The organism is Cryobacterium zongtaii (assembly GCF_002909375.1).
GTDB classification, from domain to species: Bacteria; Actinomycetota; Actinomycetes; order Actinomycetales; family Microbacteriaceae; genus Cryobacterium; species Cryobacterium zongtaii.
Window position 1 is genome coordinate 1 of the sequence record NZ_PPXD01000004.1, and the last position, 18,911, is coordinate 18,911.

Below are 18,911 nucleotides of genomic sequence, written 5' to 3' on the forward strand. Positions count from 1 at the left end.
TGCAGCCGGGGTGAACGTCACCACCCTGGTCGTCGCGTTATAAGCAGACGTGCCCGCCACCGAGGTACCGGCCCTGGACAGAGCCAACGTCGGAGTGCCCGAAGCCGGAGCAGCCGACAGAGTCGCCGACACCGCACCAGACACCGCAACATTCGTCGCACCCGCCGCCGGGGTGGTCGACGACACCGTCACCGCCGCCGGAGCGGCCGCCGTGGTGAACGACCACGCCCCGCCGGACACCGCGGCCCCCGCCAGCGTCACCGCCGCGGAGTACGACGTTGATGCTGCCAAGGCCGCAGCCGGGGTGAACGTCACCACCCTGGTCGTCGCGTTGTAGGCGGACGTGCCCGCCACCGGACCCGCGGCGCTGGACAGGGCCAACGTCGGAGTGCCCGAAGCCGGAGCAGCCGACAGGGTCGCCGACACCGCACCGGACACCGCGACATTCGTCGCACCCGCCGCCGGGGTGGTCGACGACACCGTCACCGCCGCCGGAGGAGTCGTCGTGGAGGTGGAGAAGACCACGTCGACGAAGTAGTTCGCGGCTTGCCAGGTGCTCTCCGGGAAGCCTCCGGCCGAGGCATAGAGGTATCGGCCGTTGTTTGCCGTGCCGGCCGTGAGGGGACCGACGGTGCGCGGGGTGGAGAAGAAGTTTGTCGTGGAGGCGTAGCGGCCGTTGGGTGCGAAGTAGGACACCACGTAGGTCTGACCGGCGGTCAAGACCACGGGTGTCGCCAGCTGCGCGGTCTGCCAGCCTGACGCCGTCTCGTTGGTGAAGGTCACCGTCGCCAGCCGTTGGCCGGTGGACGACCAGAGCGACCCGGTGTGGGTGCCCGTGTTCGCCGACCCCTTGTAGAACCGGATCGCCGTGACAGAGCCCGATTCGGCCGAGCTGAAGGACATTCCCAGTTCAACCGGCGAGGTGTCGTCGGGTGACGCGGCCTCCGCCGGGGTGAGGTTGCCGAGCAGGCTGTACGAGGTGCCGGTGCCGGGTGCTGCGGCCGTGGTGAACGACCAGGACCCACCGGGGAGGGCGGCGCCGGCGAGGGAGACGACCGCGGAATGCGCCGTGCCCGCCGGAAGCGCCGCCACCGGGGTGAACGTGACGACCCGAGTGGAGGCGTTGTAAGTCGACGCACCGGCAACCGCGCCGGTCTCGTCGGATACGGAGAGGGAGGGTGTGCCGGACGCGGGCGCGGCCGTCAGGGTCGCGGACACCGTCGCGGTCGCCGCGACACCGGTTGCGCCGGCGGCGGGAGTCGTCGAGGACACCGCGACGGCCGCCGCGCCTCCTCCGGTGAAGACCACGTCGACGAGGTAGTCGGTGGAGGTTTGGTTGGTGGGGAAACCGGCCGCGTAGCTGAAGGTGCCCGCGTTGACGCCCGCGCTGAGCGGACCCCGCGTGTACGCGGCGGAATACCCGCCCGGTGTCGCGGAGTATTGGCCGACCGTGGTGCGATAGCCGGCGACATACTCCGTGGCCGCCTGGATACTGACCGGCGACGCGAAGACCAGGGTCTGCCAACCGGAGGTGCTCTCGGCGGTGAAGGTTCCCGAGGCGAGGACGGTTCCGTCGGAGGCCCACAGTGTGCCGGTGTGGCTACCCGTGTTGCCGGGCCCCTTGTAGAACTTGATCCCGGTGATCTGTCCGGCGGTCTGGGCGGAGAAGCGCACGCCCAGGGTCACCGCCTGGTTGTCCGCGACGGTCACCACGCTGGGCGTGGTGCTGTCGTCGTACAGGCTGCACGGGCATCCGCTGCCCGGGGCAGCTTGCACAGTGGTGAACGACCACGTGCCGCCCGAGCTGAGCGCGGCCCCCGCGGCGTCCCTGGCCGCCAAGGTCACGGTATACGTGGTGGCCTCGGCGAGCGCACTGGTCGGCGTGAAGGTGGCGACGCGGGTGGCGGCTGTGTAGCTCGTGCTGCCTGCGACGGCCGCGCCCTGCGCGTTACGCACCGTGAAGGCGACGGAGGAGGCGACGACCTCTGTGGAAATCGTGGCGCTGATGGCCGTGTTGAGGGCGACGCTGGAGGAACCCGGTCCAGGGGACTGGGCCGTCGCCGAGGGGGCGGTGTTGCCCGACCGGGTGAACACAGCATCGACGTAGTAGTTGCTCTGACCGTAGATGTCGGTCGGGAAGTCGCCGTTGGTGTTGTAGACGCTGGCCGGTTGGGCGCCGAAGCCGCCCGCGACGGCAAGGGGCGCACGGGTGACTCCCCGGTAGGCCCAGGGGTCGTCGTCAGCTGAATACCGGCCCCTCGGCGCCCAGTACGAGGCAACGTAGGTCGTTCCAGCGGTGACGGTTACCGGGGTGGCGAAGGTGGCGGTCTGCCATCCGGACGCGGTTTCGTTCGTGAAGGTCGCGGTCGCCAGGCGGGTGCCGGTGGAGCTCCACAGCGATCCGGTGTGGGTTCCGGTGTTGGCTGTGCTCTTGTAGAACCGGATGCCGTCGATCGTTCCGTTCTCCGTCGGTGTCACCCGAAGGCCCAGCTCGACCGCGCTGGGGTCCTGCGAGTCGGGCTTGGCCGGAGCCTGGGCTCCGAAGACAGAGTGCGGCCCGGTGACGGTCACGGCGAGTGTGGTGGGCGTGGTCGGATAGTTGGCGCTGTCGTCGATCGCCCGGATTCGGATGCTCTGGGTGGCGACGCCGTGTTGAACGTAGGTGTACGACCAGTTCGAGGTGCCGGTCGCCGCGCTCCAGCTGTTTCCGCCGTCAGTGGAGACCTCGACGCCGGCGACGACCCCGCCGGAGTCGGTGGCCGTTCCACTGATCGTGGTGCTGGCGCCGTTGGGCACGGAGGTTCCTGCCGCGGGAGAGGTGACGGTGACAGAGGGTGCGGTGGTATCGGTGCTCGCTGTCGTGGCTACCAGGCCGGCCGCCAACGTGGCGGGGGTGGCACCCATATCGGCCAGCAGGTTCACCTGTGCCTGTTGCATCCGCACGTCTGCCGGTGCGCCGGGGCCGTCGTGCTCCCGGTCGAGCCCCCACGTCCACTGCACGCTGCCGGCCGAGAACACGAGGGCCCCGCTCGGTGCCTTGTAGAGGGTGACATGGTGCGTCGTGCTGCCTTGCCTGACGGTGTTGCCGAAGTCAGTGAGGTATTCCGGCACCGATCCCGTGGTCGTCGACAGCCTGATCAGACCGGCCGGTCGGAAGCCGTTGTCGATGTCTTCGTTTGATTCGTAGCCGACGGTGTGCGGGGCCAAGGCCGCGGAGGTTCCCGCCGCGAGGCTGGACAAACCGGTGTTCCGCCACAGGCGTGTCTTGCCCTCAGCGGCCGAGACCGTGACAGGCAGGTCAGAGTAGTTGGACTGGTATTGCGTGCCGGTCAGCCCGTTCTCGGGGAGGCCCCCACCGTTGGCCGAGGACGCAAACCGGGGGTCACGCCAGGTACCGGTCCACTCGGCGGAGGGGTCGATCTTCCGCTGGCTCCAGGTCTCCTTGTAGGACACCAGGGTGCGGTAGGCCGTTGCGCTGCTGTCGGCGGACGGCTCGTACCGGGTCCGCCAGTACACCTCGTTGCCGGACAGGAACTGCAGGTTCACACCGGCGTCTCGTGCGGCCTCCACGTTCTTGCGCTGGGCTCCTGACCAGTACTCGTCGTGGCCGACGGAGAGGAAGACTTCGTGGTTCTTCAGGCTGGCCCCGAAACGATCGGTGTCGACGCCGCTGAAGTAGGAGACGTCATAACCGTTCTTCTCCAGGAACCTGACTGCCGGATACTCGTTGCTGAAATAGAAGTCGCGACCGTCGATCCCCCCACGGGTCGCGACGGGCCGGTTGTAGCTGACCTTGTAGGCGCGGCCGTTATCGGCGCCCTGGTAGAAGTCGGAGCCGCCGTAGGTGTTGTAGGCCTGCCAGGTGGGATCGGAGGTCTGGAACAAGACCTGCGACGTGCTGGCCTGGTCCCTCACGACGAAGGTGATGTGGCTTTGGCCACCGGTGTCGGTACGGGTCAGCAGCGCGATGTACACACCGGAGACCGCGTCGGCGGGCACCGGCCAGGATGCCGACAGGGCCCAGTTGCCGCAGTCGTAGAACTCGGTCGCGGCCTCGGTGATGCACTGGGGTTGGCTCTGTGGGAGCGCCGCGGCCGGTGTGACGTCGGCGATCTTCCGGGCGCCGTTGCCCTGATACCAGCCGGTGCGGTAGATCGCAATCGTGTACGCCCGGGCGTTGGTGTCGATCTTGAACCCTACGGTGCCGCCGACGTTGGTGCTGATGTCTGTGGAGAACCCTTGGATGGACGGATCACCGGCTCCGCTGATGTCCCACACCGACGCGGCGGTCCCCGGAAGGGCGTTCTCGCACACGATGGGGTTGGGCGCCGTTCCGCATCCGGCCGCATTCGCCGGCAGCGCCCCGAGCGGGATCAACAGTCCGCTCACGACAACGATGACCGTCGCCAGAGCCTTGGCGGCGAGGGAACCGAACGTCTGGAAGAACGTGGAGGTTCTGGCTCGGCCGTCGACGGCGGGCAAACGTTCAGACACGGTGCTCCTCTGATTGCCTGTGCGAAAGAACGGGAGATCGGGCGGCAGTCAGCGTGACAGCTGAGTATCGCTCACACCGCACAGAGTGCCACGGGGGCCATAGGCCCGCTCGCCCCCGAAGGGGGGTGTTCGAATCCGCTCGCCGGGGATGCGCACCGTCGGGATCGGTGCAACGATCTCACCCGCCTGAGAGCATCGCTCACTCGCCTGCGCCCGCGCTCGGGCTCTGTCGCTACGGCTGACCCCTGTCTGAGGGCCTCGCCCCAACCGTCCCGAAGGCTGGTATCGATGTCGATAACCACAGAACCGCCCACCCCCACCGAAATCTATGACTGCTGCGTCGTCGGAGCGGGACCCGTCGGTCTCTCCCTCGCCCTTGAGGCCGCGAACGCCGGGCTCCGGGTTCTCGTCCTGGACGCCGGGACCCAAGCCGCCAAAGAGGATGCCGCGGCCCGGGCGGCACGTCCTCCGGTGCATGTGCTCGATCCCGCCACGCACGCACCCATCGAACAGGCAACCCGACGCGGGCTCGGCGGATCGTCCTGGTTGTGGGGCGGCCGGTGTGTGCGCTTCGAGGCGATCGACTTCGAAACCCGCGACTACGTCGACGGAAGCGGCTGGCCCCTGAGCCAAGCCGACGTGCTGCCTTCGGAAGCGGCCGCCGCGGCCTACCTGGATTGCGGAGCACCGACCTTCCGGAGCGCCGCCGCGGACTGGGCCGGCCTGGGAGAGGTCAGCCTTTCGCAATTGGAACGCTGGGCACGACAGCCCAAACTGGCGGCCCGGCTGGGCTCCAGGGTTGCCGCGCATCCCGGCATCTCGGTGCTGTGCGAAGCGACCGTCACCGACATCATCATCAACCCTGACGGCGCCGGCGTCACCCACCTCCAGGTGCTCCACCAGAGCCAGACCTTCGCGATACGCGCCGCGACGTACGTCCTGGCCTGCGGAGGACTGGAAACCACCCGACTGCTCTTGACCGTGCAGCGCCGGCTGCCCTCCCACTTCGGTGGCGCCGACGGACCGCTGGGCCGCTACTACATGGGTCATCTCACGGGAAGCATCGCGAACATCCAGCTCACCGACGCGGCGGACATCCGCGACCTCGATTTCAGCCTCGACGACCACAATGCCTACGTCCGTAGGCGCTTCACGTTCTCCGAGCGCACCCAGCGCGAGAGACACCTATTGAACACCAGCTTCTACGCCGACAACCCGCCGTTCTACGAGGAAGGGCACCGCAACGCGACTCTCTCGCTGGTCTTCCTCGCCCTCTCCCTGGCCCCGGTGGGCCGGCGGATCCTGGCTGAGGGCATCCGCCTGCGCCACATCGGGCCGCGCCCGCGCCGGTACGCACCTCATCTGCTGAACATCGCGAAGCGGCCGTTTCGCGCCGCGGCCGACGTGACAACGATCCTCCGCAAGCGCTACCTCTCACCGGTTCGAAAACCCGGCTTCCTGCTGCGGAACGCCGGGGGCAGCTACGCGTTGCACTTCCACGCCGAGCAGACGCCCAATCCGGATTCCAGGATCCGGCTCAACGGGACGACGGGCGCCGACGGCCAGCCGGGCCTGGACATCGATTTCAGGTACGCGGTGCAGGACCTCGACTCGGTGCTCGCGGCGCACCAGTACCTGGACGAGCAGCTGCGAGCATCCGGACGCGGTCGGGTGGTCTACCTCGACGCCGAGGACCAGAGGGTGTCCTCGGTGCTCGCTCAGGCAACGGATGGATTCCATCACATCGGCACGACCCGCATGAGCGCCGATCCAGGCGACGGTGTGGTCGACAGCGACTGCAAGGTGCACGGCATGGCCGATCTTTTCATCGCCTCCAGCAGCGTCTTCAGGACCGCCGGCGAAGCCAACCCGACGTTTCTTGCGGTGTGCCTGGCGGTGAGACTGGCGCGGCACCTCTCCGAGGAGTTGGCTGCGCCGGCTGCCGATGCCCCGCCTCGGCCGGTCGAAGCCGCGTAGCCGTTGCAACCTGACCCCCTTTCAGGTCACAGCGCCGAAATCTGATTGCAGGGTATGGTCAGCTCGTGAGTTGCTGAGGATATATCAGCTCACTCACGAGACCATCTGCGACACCCGTCACAACGTGACACCTGCGCCATCCGACATTTCCGTCACCCAGTACCCGTTTCACTTCCCGTACGAACCTGTAAACCCGAACTGCAGGGGAATCTCCGTGAATACGTCCTTGACGTGTCGACCGATCCGTCGACCCCGAAAACCTCAACCCCCGAACCCGGCCCGGCGAGCCGGCCCCGGGCACGCCTGGTCTGCGGCCGGAAGCTTCGGTCACACATGAGCGCGCCCAAGCCGGGTTCTCCGCTGACCGAAGCGATCCCCGGCGGATACCGCGCTCCGTTACGCCTGGTCAGGCCCGCGACGGTCCCGGTCCCTGACGTTCAGGCCACGGCCGCCGCCGCCAGCGGCCTGTCCGGTGCGGCGTGGGCACGCCAGTACCGCACCAAGCTCCAGCTCACGGACGCCGCGGTGATCGTCGCCGCCGTCACCGCCGCCTTCCTGGCGCGGTTCGCGTTGGGCACCCCGATCGCGGACACGACCCCGATCCCGCTGTCGGCTTGGGCGGTCATCGGACTGGTGATCGGAACCTGGATCGTCACGCTGTCCACCTTCCGCACCAGGGCGCCGCGGGTCGTCGCGGTGGGAGCCACCGAGTACAAGCTCGTCATCAACGCCAGTGCGCTGGCCTTCGGTCTTCTCGCCATCGCCTTCCTGCTGTTGCAGGTCAACACCGCCCGTGCGTACTTCGTCTTCGCCCTGCCACTCGGGGTCGCGGCCCTGGTCCTGGAGCGGTGGCTCTGGCGCAAGTGGCTCATCCACCAAAGAAAGTTCGGTCACTACCTCGCCCGGGCCATCGTCGTCGGCGGCCGGGACGACATCGAATACGTCGTGCGGCAGATCAACGACAAGTCGGGCGCCGCCTATCACGTGGTGGGGGCGGCGCTGGAGGACGAGAACACGACCAGCGTCACGTCGGCCGGGCACCGGGTTCCCGTGGTGTCCGATTTCGCTCACGTCGCCGCCGCGGCGCAGTCGTTGGGGGTCGATGCCGTGATCGTGGCCGGGCATCCGAGCCTGGGAAACACCTTCATCCGCAACCTGGGCTGGGACCTCGAGAAGACCTCGGCCGAGCTCGTGCTGTCGAGCCGGTTGACCGACGTCGCCGGTCCCCGCATCCACTTCCGCCCGGTCGAGGGCCTTCCCCTCATCCACGTCGAGATCCCCCAGTACGACGGCGCCAAGCACGTGCTCAAGCGCGCTCTGGACATCACCCTCGGCGCCACCGCGCTCCTGGTGATCAGCCCACTGCTCGTCGTGATCGGCGTCCTGGTCAAGCTGGACAGCCCTGGACCCGTCTTGTTCCGGCAGGAGCGAGTCGGGCGCAACGGTCGCACCTTCCACATGATCAAAATTCGTTCGATGGTGCGAACGGCCGAAGACGATCTGGCCGGGTTGCTCGACAAGAACGAGGGCGCCGGGGTGCTTTTCAAGATCCGCAGCGACCCGCGGATCACCCGGGTGGGCCGGGTCCTGCGCAAGTACTCCCTCGACGAATTGCCCCAGCTATGGAACATCGTGGTCGGCCAGATGAGCCTCGTCGGGCCGCGCCCGCCGTTGCCCGCCGAGGTCGAGAACTACGAGTCGCACATGCACCGGCGTTTGTACATCAAGCCCGGTCTCACCGGCATGTGGCAGGTCAACGGGCGCTCCAACCTCAGCTGGGAGGAAAGCGTTCGCCTCGACCTCTATTACGTCGAGAACTGGTCACTGGCCGGCGACCTGATGATCATCTGGCGAACCGTGAAGATCGTCATCCGCCCCCTGGGGGCCTACTGACATGGCGGATCCCGGCCACACCGATCCGGTCACCCCCTCCAACGTGGGGGCGCTCCGGATCGCGATGATCGGCACCCGAGGCGTGCCGGCCGCGTTCGGTGGATTCGAAACGGCGGTGGAGGAGGTCGGCCGCCGACTGGTCGATCGTGGGCACGCCGTGACGGTCTACTGCCGCTCCCGCAACTCGGCGCCCGGCCACCTCCCCCCGGCCACCGTCTACCTGGGAATGCGTCTCGTGCATCTGCCGGCACTGCGTCTGGGCGCATTCGGACCGCTCAGCCACACCGCTTTCTCGGTGGCACACGCCGCCACCGGGTCGCGCCCGGACGCCGCGTTCGTCTTCAACTCGGCGAACGCACCATTCGTGCCGTTCCTGCGCAGACGCGGCATCCCGACCACCGTGCATGTCGACGGCCTCGAGTGGAAGCGGGACAAGTGGGGCGGGACTGCCCGCCGCTACTACCGCTGGGCCGAGCAACAGGCGGTGCGATGGGCAGACGCCCTCATCGCCGACGCGCCCGGCATCGTCGACTATTACCACGCGGAGTTCGCCATCCCCACGGAGCTCATCGGCTACGGGACACACCTCCTACAGAATTCCCCGGCGACGCGGCTGGCCGAATTGGGCCTGCGGCCCCATGGTTATCACCTCGTTGTGGCCCGCTTCGAACCCGAGAACCACGTTGACGTGATCATCGACGGCTACCGGCGCAGCAGTGCCGCTCTCCCCTTGGTAGTCGTGGGTTCCGCCCCTCATCCAGGCGCATACGCGCGCAAAATCACCGCCCTGGCCCACGACCCGCGGGTGCGATTGCTCGGCAGGCTGTGGGACCAGGACCAGCTCGACCAGCTGTACGCCCACTCGGTCAGCTATCTGCACGGCCATTCCGTCGGGGGAACGAACCCGTCACTCCTGCGCGCGATGGGAGCCAGGACCGCCGCAATCGCCTGGGATGTCAGGTTCAACCGCGACGTGCTCGGCGTGTATGGAGCGTATTTCCGGGACGCCGGGACTCTCGCGGCCCTGATCGAGGACGCCGAGCTGAATCCCCACCACACCCAGGAGGTCAGTGAGGCTCTGCAGCGTCGCGCCGCCGCCCTGTACAACTGGGGCCACGTCACCGACGGCTACGAAGATCTCGCCCGTCGCCTCGTCTCCGGATACAGCACCCAGGGCAAAAGCCCGGGACGCACCGGTCGCTCTCCCCGAAGAGGACGCACCGGCGCGCGGCCGCCGTCCACCGCGGCGCGAGGCGCTCTGTGACCATGTCGGCGGACCGGAGTCCGGGTGCCGCTGCCCGCTGAGCTGGGGATCGTTGTCGTCAACCACGGCGAACCCGATCTTCTCGAGCTCAATCTGGTCGGAATCGGGCGGCGCGCGCGCACCGGACGGGTCGTCGTCGTCGATAATTTCAGCGGACTCGCCACCCGCGAAGCGACGACGGTGTTGTGCGCTCGCGAAGGCTGGACGCTGATCGCGCCGGGAATCGACCTCGGCTTCGGAGCGGCGGTCAACGCCGGGGTGCGGCTGCTTCGATCGCACGGCTGCGATCGCCTGTTGATACTGAGCCCCGACGTGCGCATCGACGAACCGGGGATGCTCACGCTGGCCCAGGGCTGCTCAGCGGAACCCCAGCGCATCCTGAGCCCTCGCATCGTCGGCACGGATGGCTCCTTGTGGTTCGGCGGCGGCACTGTGGACATCCGTCGTGGCCGCGCGCTGATGGCCGATGATGCGGATAGTTCCGCGCCAGGAGGCTGGCTCAGCGGGGCGTGCCTGATGATCCACGCCTCCCTCTGGGATTGGCTGGACGGATGCGACGAGGGCCATTTCCGCTCGTGGGAGGACGTCGATCTGTCCTGGCGTTGCGTGGCCGCCGGCGGCTGCCTCGCGGTGCACAGCGACGTCACCGCGGTGCGGAGCACCCGTTCGTTCCCGGTCGCCGGAGTGGTGTCGCCGCTGGACGTCTACTCCGCCTGCCGCAGCCGGCTGACATTCGCCGCGCGTCACCTCGGCCGGCGTCACATCGTGCAGTGGCTCCTAGCCAGCCCGGGGTACGCCGTCAGCGTGCTGCGCAACGGGAGGCACCGCTCCCGGACGGGTCGGCCGGGCGCGCTACTGGTCGCCGCCGTGCGTGGCACCGCCGCCGGTGCCGGGACGGCGCTCCGGACTATCGGCGCTGACACGCACGGTACCGGCGGTCGCCGTGTGCACGCAGAACAGACGGCCGCCGGGTGATGCCGATCCTGACCCCGCAGGCTAGTTCGCGAAGCGGTCGGTGGCGTCGAGCAAAGCGGCGCGGATGCCGGGCTCCTCGAAGGAATGGCCGGCATCCGGGATCATCTGGAAGTCGGCCTCCGGCCAGGCCTGATGCAACGCCCAGGCGGTGAACGCCGGCGTGCACATGTCGTAGCGGCCCTGCACGATGACTCCGGGAATGTCCTTGAGCTTGGCGGCGTCACGGAGCAGCTGCTCGGGTTCGAACCAGCCCTTGTTCATGAAGTAGTGGTTCTCGATGCGGGCGAACGCCACGGCGAAGGCCGGCTCGGTGAACCGCTCGATGGTCTCCGGCTGTTGCAGCAGGGTGATGGTGGAGGACTCCCAAGTGGACCAGGCCACACCGGCGCGTTCACGGGTTGACTGATCGGGGTCGTGCAGCAGGCGGCTGTACGCCTCGATGAGCCGTCCCCGTTCGTCGACGGGTACCGGCGCGATGAAACCCTCCCACAGATCGGGGTAAATGGCCGCGGCTCCCCCCTCGTAGAACCAGTCCAGCTCGATCGGGCGCAGGGTGAAGATGCCGCGCAGAACGAGTTCGGTGACCTTCTCTGGGTGTGTTTCAGCGTAGGCGAGCCCCAGGGAACTGCCCCAGGAACCGCCGCAGACCAGCCACCGGTCGATGTCGAGGTGCTCGCGGAGACGCTCGATGTCGGCGACCAGGTGCCAGGTGGTGTTGGCTGTCAGGTCGGCATCCGGCGCACTGGCGTGCGGGGTGCTGCGGCCGCAGCCGCGCTGGTCGAACAGCACGATGCGGTACCTCTCAGGGTCGAACACCCGCCGCTGGGTGGCGCTGGACGCGCCGCCCGGCCCGCCGTGCAAGTAGACGGCCGGCTTGCCATTCGGGTTTCCGGACACCTCGTAGTAGAGGGTGTGGCCGTCACCGACCTCGAGCATGCCGGTGTCGTACGGTTCGATCTCGGGGTAGAACTCTCTCATACCTCGAGCCTACGGCCCGGGCCTCCGTCCCGGCCGGTGGCGCATCCGCCCGGCGCGCCATCGCCCGGGACCACCGCGCCGCCGCCGCGGACGTCTCGCGGCCCGTGGTGCGCGCCGCGGCCCGCCGTACGTGCGGCGGCCCGTGTTAGATCACGGGCCGCCGCAGCTGGCACGGGCCGCCGCGGGTTGCACGGGCCACCGCGGGGAGGAGGTCAGGCGTCCCGGCGTTTGAGCAGCACCGCGGCGCCGGCCAGCGAGACGACCACCCAGCCCACCACGATGAGGATGTTCTGCCAGGTCTCAAAAGAGGCGCTGGTGAAGCCGTTGAGCCCGAAGCTGGCGAGGCCGGCGTTGGAGATCAGGTACGGGAGCAAGTCCGCCAGCCACTGGGCCGGAATCATCGACAGCACGATCGGCAGCAGCAGCAGGATGCCTAGGGAAGCGGCAATGCCGCCGGCGCTGCTGCGCAGCATGGCGCCGATGCCCAGGGCGAAGACGGCGACCAACGCAAGGTACAGCGCCCCACCGAGCAACGGGAGCAGCAGGTCGGAGTCAGCCAGGCTGGCAGTGACGCCCTTACCGGCGAGGAACATCGCGGCCACCAGGTAGGACCCGATGGTGCTGATCAGGCCGACCACGAAGGTGCAGACGAAGAGCACCACGGCCTTGGCCGCCAACACCGGCAGCCGCCGGGGAACGGCGGTGATGCTGGACCGGATCATGCCCGTGCTGTATTCGCCGCTGATCGCGAGCACTCCGAGAACCGCCACGACGAGTTGACCAAAGAAGACGCCGAAGGTGGCGGGCTGGGCGAGGAAGGTGGCCTGTTCGACGGCGGGGATCTCTCGGCCGGCGAGGTCGATGGAGGCCGACATGAGAGCGGCCAGGCCGAGCGAGATCACGATGACGGTGGCGTACGACCAGATGGTGGAGCGCACCGTGCGGAGCTTGATCCACTCCGAGCGCAGTTCACCACCGAAACTGAGGCCGGGTCCGGAAGGGACGAAGGCACGGACGGGGGCCGGGGCGATCGTGGTCATCGGACACTCTCCGTAAGGTCGGCGGCCGAGTATTCGGCGGCGGGGTCATCGGAGGTGCCGCCGGTGCGGTACTCCACGTCGTTCTGGGTGAGGGACATGTAGGCCTCCTCGAGCGACGCGCTGATCGGCGTCAGCTCGTGCAGGGCAATGCCGGCACGGGCCGCCTGGTTGCCGATGTCGGCGGCGGTGATGCCGACGATCTCGAGAAGGTCGGCCTCGGTGCGGGTGACGGTGATGTCGGCGCTCTGGAAGAGGGCGGCGAGCTCCGGCGCGTACGGGGTGCGTACCCGCACGACCTTGCGCGTGGCGGCGCCGATCAGTTCGGCCACCGGGGCATCCGCGATGACCTTGCCGCGGCCGAGCACGATGAGGTGGTCCGCGGTGACGGCCATCTCGCTCATCAGGTGGGAGGAGAGCAGGACTGTGCGGCCCTCGGCGGCGAGGTGGCGCACCAGATGGCGCACCCACTGCACGCCCTCGGGGTCGAGCCCGTTGACGGGTTCATCGAGGATCAGCGTGGCCGGGTCGCCGAGCAGCGCCGCGGCGATGCCGAGGCGCTGGCCCATGCCGAGCGAGAAACCGCCGACGCGCTTGCGGGCGACGGAGTCGAGTCCGGTGAGTTCGATGACCTGCTTGACCCGGCTGGCCGGGATGGAGTGTGTCGCGGCCATGGCGAGCAGGTGGTTGTAGGCGCTGCGGCCGGTGTGGATGGCCTTGGCGTCAAGCAGCACCCCCACTTCGCGCAGGGGCGCCTTGTGCTCGCGGTACTGTTTGCCGTTGACGGTGACCGAGCCGTGGCTGGGCCGGTCCAGGCCCACGATCATACGCATGGTGGTGGACTTGCCTGCCCCGTTCGGGCCCAGGAACCCCGTCACCCGGCCGGGCTGCACCGTGAAGTCGACGGCGTCGACCGCGGTCTTGCTTCCGTAGCGTTTGGTCAGGGACTGTGCCTGAATCATCCGGTTCCTCTTCCCGTCGGCGGGGACGGAACGCATGCCGCGTCGACCCCACAGACGAGAGTATGACGCCGGACCGGGTGCCCGCATCCGTCGAGCGGATGGTTACGGAGCGCCGCCCCTCATCCTCTGGCCGGACCGGGCGGGGCCGGCGGGTCAGGGGCGGCGGACCGGTTTTTCGGGGACGGGAGCGGTGCCGGCGGCCCGCTGTGCTCGGTAGTAGGCGCGGGCCTCGACCTGGCGTTCGCGTTCGGCCCCGGTGGCGATCGATGCCCGCAGGTGTTCGGGGGCGTAACCGAACGCGTCGACGAGGTCGAGAGCGTGCGGCCGCAGCCTGGAAATGATGCGGTCGATGTACGCCGTGACCGCCAACGCCCGTTTGCCGGAGAGCCGTCCGTTGATGAGGTACCAGGCCGCATGCTCTTCGATCAGGCGCAGGCCGAACAGGTCGCGCAGCCAGGTGAGCACCTGCCGGGTGCCCGCGTGGGTGGTCGTCTCGACAGCGCGGGTGAACGCCTCCCACTGGAGAAGCTCCGCGTGGGCGCGGGCCGCCTCGATCAGCTCGTTCTGGTGGGAATTGAAGAGAGCGGCCGCCTCCTTCTTGGGCAGCTTGCTGGCGTTCCGCAACGACTGGGCGATGGCGGCGATCATGGTCTCAACCCTGTCGGTGAGCAGTGCTCGTTGGGTTCCGGTCTCCCGCAGCGCTCCGACGCTGCGCGCCGTGGAGCCGAAGTCGGCGACGGACTGGCCGAGTGTGCGCAGGCCGGTGCCATGGTAGGCGCGCCCCGCGGTCTGTTGCACCACATACCTGGCCATCGCTCCGGCATCCGCGCCGGCGAACTTGCGGTTGTAGTCGGTGAGCAGACGCTTGGCCACCAGCTGCAGCAAAACGTTGTTGTCGCCTTCGAAGGTGGCGTAGACATCGAGGTCGGCGCGCAGCCCGACGAAGCGGTTCTCGGCGAGGAAACCGGCGCCGCCGCAGGCCTCCCTGGCCTCCTGCAGAGTGTCCAGGGCGTTCCACGTGGACAGCGGCTTGAGGGCCGCTGCGAGGGTTTCCAGGTCCTGCCTGTCGATATCCGTGGCCGCGGCGCCGCTGAACACCTGGTCGAACTTGACCAGGAACTCGTCGTGCGCGAAGGTCTGCGCATAGACGGTGGCCAGGCGCGGGATGAGGCGGCGCTGGTGGCGCTGGTAGTCGAGGATGACCTCTTCATCGGTGTCGCTGCCGGCGGTGAACTGGCGGCGTTCGCTGCCGTAGCGGATGGCGATGGTGAGCGCCAGGGCGGAGGCCTGGGTGGCGGCGCCGTCGAGGGACACCCGGCCCTGCACGAGGGTGCCGAGCATGGTGAAGAAGCGCCGGCCGGGGCTGCCGATCGGGCTGGAGTAGCTGCCGTCGACGGCGACATCGCCGTACCGGTTGAGCAGGTTGGTGCGCGGGATGCGCACCTGGTCGAAGTGCAGCCGGCCGTTGTCGATACCGTTCAGGCCGCCCTTGAGGCCGTCGTCCTCGCCTCCGATGCCGGGCAAGAACGCCCCGGTGGCGTCGCGGAGGGGCACGTAGAAGGCGTGCACGCCGTGGTTGACGCCCAGGCTGATCAGTTGCGCGAAGACCACCGCGGCGGTGCCGTCGATGGCGGCGTTGCCGAGGTAGTCCTTCCAGGCCGCCCGGAACGGGGTGTGCACAACGAACTCGCCGGTGGCCACGTCGAAGGTGGCGGTGGTGCCGATGGCGGCGACATCCGACCCGTGGCCGGTCTCGGTCATCGCGAAGACGCCGGGCACTGCGAGGGACATGATGTCGGGCAGCCAGGTGTCGTGATGCACGGTGGTTCCCAGGTGCAGCACGGCGGCGCCGAACAGCCCCCACTGCACGCCGGCCTTGATCTGCAGGCTCGGGTCGGCCGTGACGAGCTCCTCGAATCCGGCGATGTTGCCGCCGTGGTCATCCGAACCGCCGAGCGAGCTCGGGAAGGCCCGGTGCACGTGGCCGTTGTCGGCGAGGATCTTGAGCTGACCGAGCACCCGCAGGCGGTGGTCCGCCATGGACTGCCCCTCGATGCGCTGCAGGTCAGGGCGGGCGGTGAGCTCGCGGGCCTTCAGCCGCACATCGGCCCAGGTGCCGAGCAGGGTGCGCGACAGGGCGGGCAGGTCGATGCGCGGGGCGAGCGGGTCGCCGGCGACCCGGACGGGCCCGGTGTCGGTGCCGACCGCGTCGGGCCGGGCGGGAGTGGGGCGCTGGGCAGTGTCAACCATCATTGGTCCTAACGTCGGCGCGGAAGTCGAGTGTTCGACCACGTTAGATCGGGGGCGCCGAGTGCGGAAATAGTGCGTGACGGGGCTACAAAGAAGGGCGCGGCGCGGCGCACTCAGACTGTAGCTCTTCTACAACAACGGGGCGACTCAACCTACCAAGGCCCACAAAAGGGGCGGCGGATGAGCTCCGCCACCCCCGTCGATCCGGGTGGGTCAAGCGTTCGCTGCGACGACCTCGAGCAGGGCCTCGCCGTAAGACTCGAGCTTCTTCGCACCGACGCCGGTGATGCCGTCGAGGTCCGCCAGCGTGCGCGGTTTCGCCGCCGCGACGGCCACCAGGGTGGCATCGCCGAAGACCACGTAGGCGGGAACGCCCTGCTGGCGTGAGGTGGTGCTGCGCCAGGCACGCAGAGCCTGGAACAGCGCCTCCTGCTCGGTGCTGAGCTCGGCGAGGCCGGCCTTGGCGGTGGCGGCGCGGGCAGCGGGGGTGCGCTTCACGGGCTTGTCGGGTTCGCTGCGCAGCTGCACGGGGCGGTTGCCGGCGAGCACCTCTGCGGCGGCCTCGGTGAGGATCAGGGTGCCGTATTCGCCGGAGGTGGCGATGAACCCCTGCGCGAGCAGCTGCCGCACGACTCCCCGCCACTGCTGGTCGGTGAGGTCGGCGCCGATGCCCCAGGTGGCCAGCTGGTCGTGGTTGTGCTGGGTGGTGCGCGGGGTGGTCTTGCCGCGCAGGATGTCGATGAGCTGGCCGGCGCCGAAGCGCTGGTTGCGTTCGCGCAGCAGGCGCACGATCGTGGAGAGCAGTTTCTGGGCGGGAACGGTGCCGTCCCAGGCCTCCGGCGGCGTGAGGCAGGTGTCGCAGTTGCCGCAGGGTTCACTGGCCTGGCCGAAGTAGCGCAGCAGGTTGACCCGCCGGCAGTGCACGGTCTCGCAGAGCGCGAGCATGGCGTCCAGGTGCGCGCTCATCTTGCGGCGGTGCGAGAGGTCCCCCGGCGACTCGTCGATCATGCGGCGCTGCTGCACGACGTCCTGCAGGCCGTAGGCGAGCCAGCCGGTGGATGGCAGGCCGTCGCGGCCGGCCCGGCCGGTTTCCTGGTAGTAGCCCTCGACGGACTTGGGCAGGTCGATGTGCGCGACGAAGCGCACATCCGGTTTGTCGATGCCCATGCCGAACGCGATGGTCGCCACGATGATGACGCCCTCTTCGCGGAGGAACCTGGACTGGGTGCGGGCGCGCAGGCCCTGGTCGAGGCCGGCATGGTACGGATAGGCGTTCAGGCCGTTGGCGCGCAGGAACTCGGCGGTCTGCTCGACGGTCTTGCGGCTGAGCGCGTAGACGATGCCGGCGTCGGTGGGGTGCTCGGTCTTGATGAAATTGAGCAGCTGCTTGCGCGGCTCGTTCTTGCCGACGATGCGGTACTGGATATTGGGCCGGTCGAAGCTGGCGACGAAGTGCTGCGCCTCGCCCATTTGCAGGCGCTCGGTTAGCTCCTTGTGGGTGGCGTCGGTGGCCGTGGCGGTGAGCGCGATGCGGGGCACGTCGGGCCAGCGGTCGGCGAGCTCGGACAGCGCGAGATAGTCCGGGCGAAAGTCGTGGCCCCACTGGGAGACACAGTGCGCCTCGTCGATGGCGAAAAGGGCGATGGTGCCGCGATCGAGGAACCGCTTGGTGGCCTCGTTGCTCAATCGCTCGGGGGCGACGTAGAGCAGGTCGAGGTTGCCGGCGAGGTAGTCACGTTCGACCTGGTTGCGGGCGGCGGAGTCCTGGCTGGAGTTGAGGAACGCGGCGCGCACGCCGACGAGGGTGAGCGCATCCACCTGGTCTTGCATGAGTGCGATCAGCGGGGAGATGACGATGCCGGTGCCCTCGCGCACGAGCGACGGGATCTGGTAGCAGAGGCTTTTGCCGCCACCGGTGGGCATCAGCACGACGGCATCGCCGCCACCGATGAGCTGGTCGATGATCTGGGCCTGCTCACCACGGAACGAGTCGTAGCCGAAGACCGTGTGCAGCGCCTCGGCGGCGGTGCTGAACTTGGCGGTGGCCCGCTTGGGCGGCGGCGGGGCGAGCAGCGTTGCTCCGGCGGCGGGCGGGCCGAAATCGACGGGACCGGAGCCGGCCGGGCCGGCGGCGGCGGACGCGGGCGTGGCGAAGCCACCCTGACCGTAGGGGTCTGGGGGCGGTGGGGCATCGAAGTCGTCCGGTGGCTCGAACTCGTCAGGATCCCACGGTATCTCGGCGTTCCAACTCACCCGCCAACTCTACCCGCGCCCACCGACGCCACCGGCCGGGGCGGCGGCATTGTGGATGGATGCCACGGCCCGCCCGCAGCTCTCGCGAAAGCGGTGGTGTGGTTGCTTCGGAGCACCCGAGGTGACCGTTCCACCGCTTTCGCGAAATTGCCCTCTGCGGGATGGGGTGATGGCTATTTCGGGGTGGGACGGCGCAGCAGCAGGAGGGTCACGCCGATCGCGGCGAGGATTGCCACGAGCGCTCCGCCGATCCAGAGCAGGTCGGTGACGTCGACCGCCGAGCCGGACTCCGAGACATCGGTGCCGGCCGCATCCGGGTCGGCCGGTCCGGTCTGGCCTGAACCAGCGGTGGCGCACTCGGGCGCGGTCGCGGAACCCTCGTTGAGCACCTGGGCCGCGTCGGGCTGCCAGGTGAAGCTGAAGGTGTCCGAGATCGGATGCCCATCGGTCGACACGACCTGCCAGGTCACCGTGTACTCCCCCGGCTGGCCGAGCTGCACCGCGGTCTCGAGTGTGGGCCCGGCGATCGTCGAACAGCCGTCGCCGTAGTATCTCGGCGCGTCGGCCGGGCCGGTGACCTGGATGACACTGCCGTCGCCCTGGCCCGAGAGGTCGAGCAGATTGTCGTTGGTGGTGATCGATACGGTCCCGGGCTGCTCGGTGACGATCGAACCCGCCGCCGGCGTCGAGCCGACCAGGTAGTTGTGCGCAAACGCCGGGGCGGCCGTGGCGCCGAGACTGGCGACGGCCAGCACGACCCCGGCCAGCGCCGACCGCTTCAGCATGCGGGCGTGCCGGCGGCTGTTTCGGATGGGTGCCATGGGGAGC

11 protein-coding genes are annotated in these 18,911 nt (G+C 68.8%); 4 read left to right on the forward strand and 7 right to left on the reverse strand.

The features are described 5' to 3' along the window. Positions 1–4,494, reverse strand: a 4,494-nt coding sequence (locus C3B61_RS01915) for a DUF4082 domain-containing protein (protein WP_133160210.1), incomplete at its 3' end; no start/stop codon positions are given. A gap of 288 nt (positions 4,495–4,782) precedes the next feature. Here C3B61_RS01915 and C3B61_RS01920 point away from each other — a divergent pair. The 4 genes from C3B61_RS01920 (at position 4,783) to C3B61_RS01935 (ending at position 10,603) form a co-directional block, all read left to right on the forward strand. Further along, a complete protein-coding gene (locus tag C3B61_RS01920) occupies positions 4,783–6,471 on the forward strand; it encodes an FAD-dependent oxidoreductase (RefSeq protein ID WP_103459351.1) in 1,689 nt (562 codons plus the stop codon). Between the two features lie 333 nt (positions 6,472–6,804). Further along, a complete protein-coding gene (locus C3B61_RS01925; protein ID WP_103459352.1) occupies positions 6,805–8,364 on the forward strand; it encodes a sugar transferase in 1,560 nt (519 codons plus the stop codon). 1 nt (position 8,365) lies between these two features. Further along, on the forward strand, positions 8,366–9,628 hold the full coding sequence (locus C3B61_RS01930; RefSeq protein ID WP_103459353.1) for a DUF1972 domain-containing protein: 1,263 nt from the start codon (positions 8,366–8,368) through the stop codon (positions 9,626–9,628). A 24-nt stretch (positions 9,629–9,652) separates the two neighbouring features. Continuing rightward, positions 9,653–10,603 carry a glycosyltransferase family protein gene (locus C3B61_RS01935; RefSeq protein ID WP_103459354.1) on the forward strand — a complete coding sequence of 317 codons (951 nt, stop codon included), beginning with the start codon at positions 9,653–9,655 and terminating at the stop codon, positions 10,601–10,603. Between the two features lie 21 nt (positions 10,604–10,624). Here C3B61_RS01935 and pip read toward each other — a convergent pair whose 3' ends face one another. The 6 genes from pip to C3B61_RS01965 form a co-directional block, all read right to left on the reverse strand. After that, entirely contained in the window at positions 10,625–11,581 is a 957-nt protein-coding gene (gene pip / locus C3B61_RS01940) for a prolyl aminopeptidase (RefSeq protein WP_103459355.1), read from the reverse strand. A 212-nt stretch (positions 11,582–11,793) separates the two neighbouring features. Then, complete coding sequence (locus tag C3B61_RS01945) at positions 11,794–12,621, reverse strand: ABC transporter permease subunit (protein WP_103430281.1); 828 nt, start codon at positions 12,619–12,621, stop codon at positions 11,794–11,796. Continuing rightward, a complete protein-coding gene (locus C3B61_RS01950; protein WP_103459356.1) occupies positions 12,618–13,580 on the reverse strand; it encodes an ABC transporter ATP-binding protein in 963 nt (320 codons plus the stop codon). The genes C3B61_RS01945 and C3B61_RS01950 overlap by 4 nt, the downstream gene beginning before the upstream one ends. A gap of 153 nt (positions 13,581–13,733) precedes the next feature. Then, positions 13,734–15,830: an acyl-CoA dehydrogenase family protein gene (locus tag C3B61_RS01955; RefSeq protein ID WP_103459401.1), complete on the reverse strand. Its 2,097-nt coding sequence runs from the start codon at positions 15,828–15,830 to the stop codon at positions 13,734–13,736. 213 nt (positions 15,831–16,043) lie between these two features. After that, positions 16,044–18,083, reverse strand: coding sequence for a DNA helicase RecQ (gene recQ, locus C3B61_RS01960; RefSeq protein WP_165791113.1), 2,040 nt, complete (start codon positions 18,081–18,083; stop codon positions 16,044–16,046). A gap of 173 nt (positions 18,084–18,256) precedes the next feature. Next, positions 18,257–18,904, reverse strand: a complete 648-nt coding sequence (locus C3B61_RS01965) for a copper resistance CopC family protein (RefSeq protein WP_244285810.1) — start codon at positions 18,902–18,904, stop codon at positions 18,257–18,259. Between the last annotated feature and the right edge of the window lie 7 nt (positions 18,905–18,911).

Excerpts from the sequence above, each read along its gene's own strand:
- C3B61_RS01920 (WP_103459351.1), top strand. The coding sequence starts at position 4,783 with ATGTCGATAACCACAGAACCGCCCACCCCCACCGAAATCTATGACTGC.
- C3B61_RS01925 (WP_103459352.1), top strand. The coding sequence starts at position 6,805 with ATGAGCGCGCCCAAGCCGGGTTCTCCGCTGACCGAAGCGATCCCCGGC.
- C3B61_RS01930 (WP_103459353.1), top strand. The coding sequence starts at position 8,366 with ATGGCGGATCCCGGCCACACCGATCCGGTCACCCCCTCCAACGTGGGG.
- pip (WP_103459355.1), bottom strand. The coding sequence starts at position 11,581 with ATGAGAGAGTTCTACCCCGAGATCGAACCGTACGACACCGGCATGCTC.
- C3B61_RS01945 (WP_103430281.1), bottom strand. The coding sequence starts at position 12,621 with ATGACCACGATCGCCCCGGCCCCCGTCCGTGCCTTCGTCCCTTCCGGA.
- C3B61_RS01950 (WP_103459356.1), bottom strand. The coding sequence starts at position 13,580 with ATGATTCAGGCACAGTCCCTGACCAAACGCTACGGAAGCAAGACCGCG.
- C3B61_RS01955 (WP_103459401.1), bottom strand. The coding sequence starts at position 15,830 with ATGGTTGACACTGCCCAGCGCCCCACTCCCGCCCGGCCCGACGCGGTC.
- C3B61_RS01965 (WP_244285810.1), bottom strand. The coding sequence starts at position 18,904 with ATGGCACCCATCCGAAACAGCCGCCGGCACGCCCGCATGCTGAAGCGG.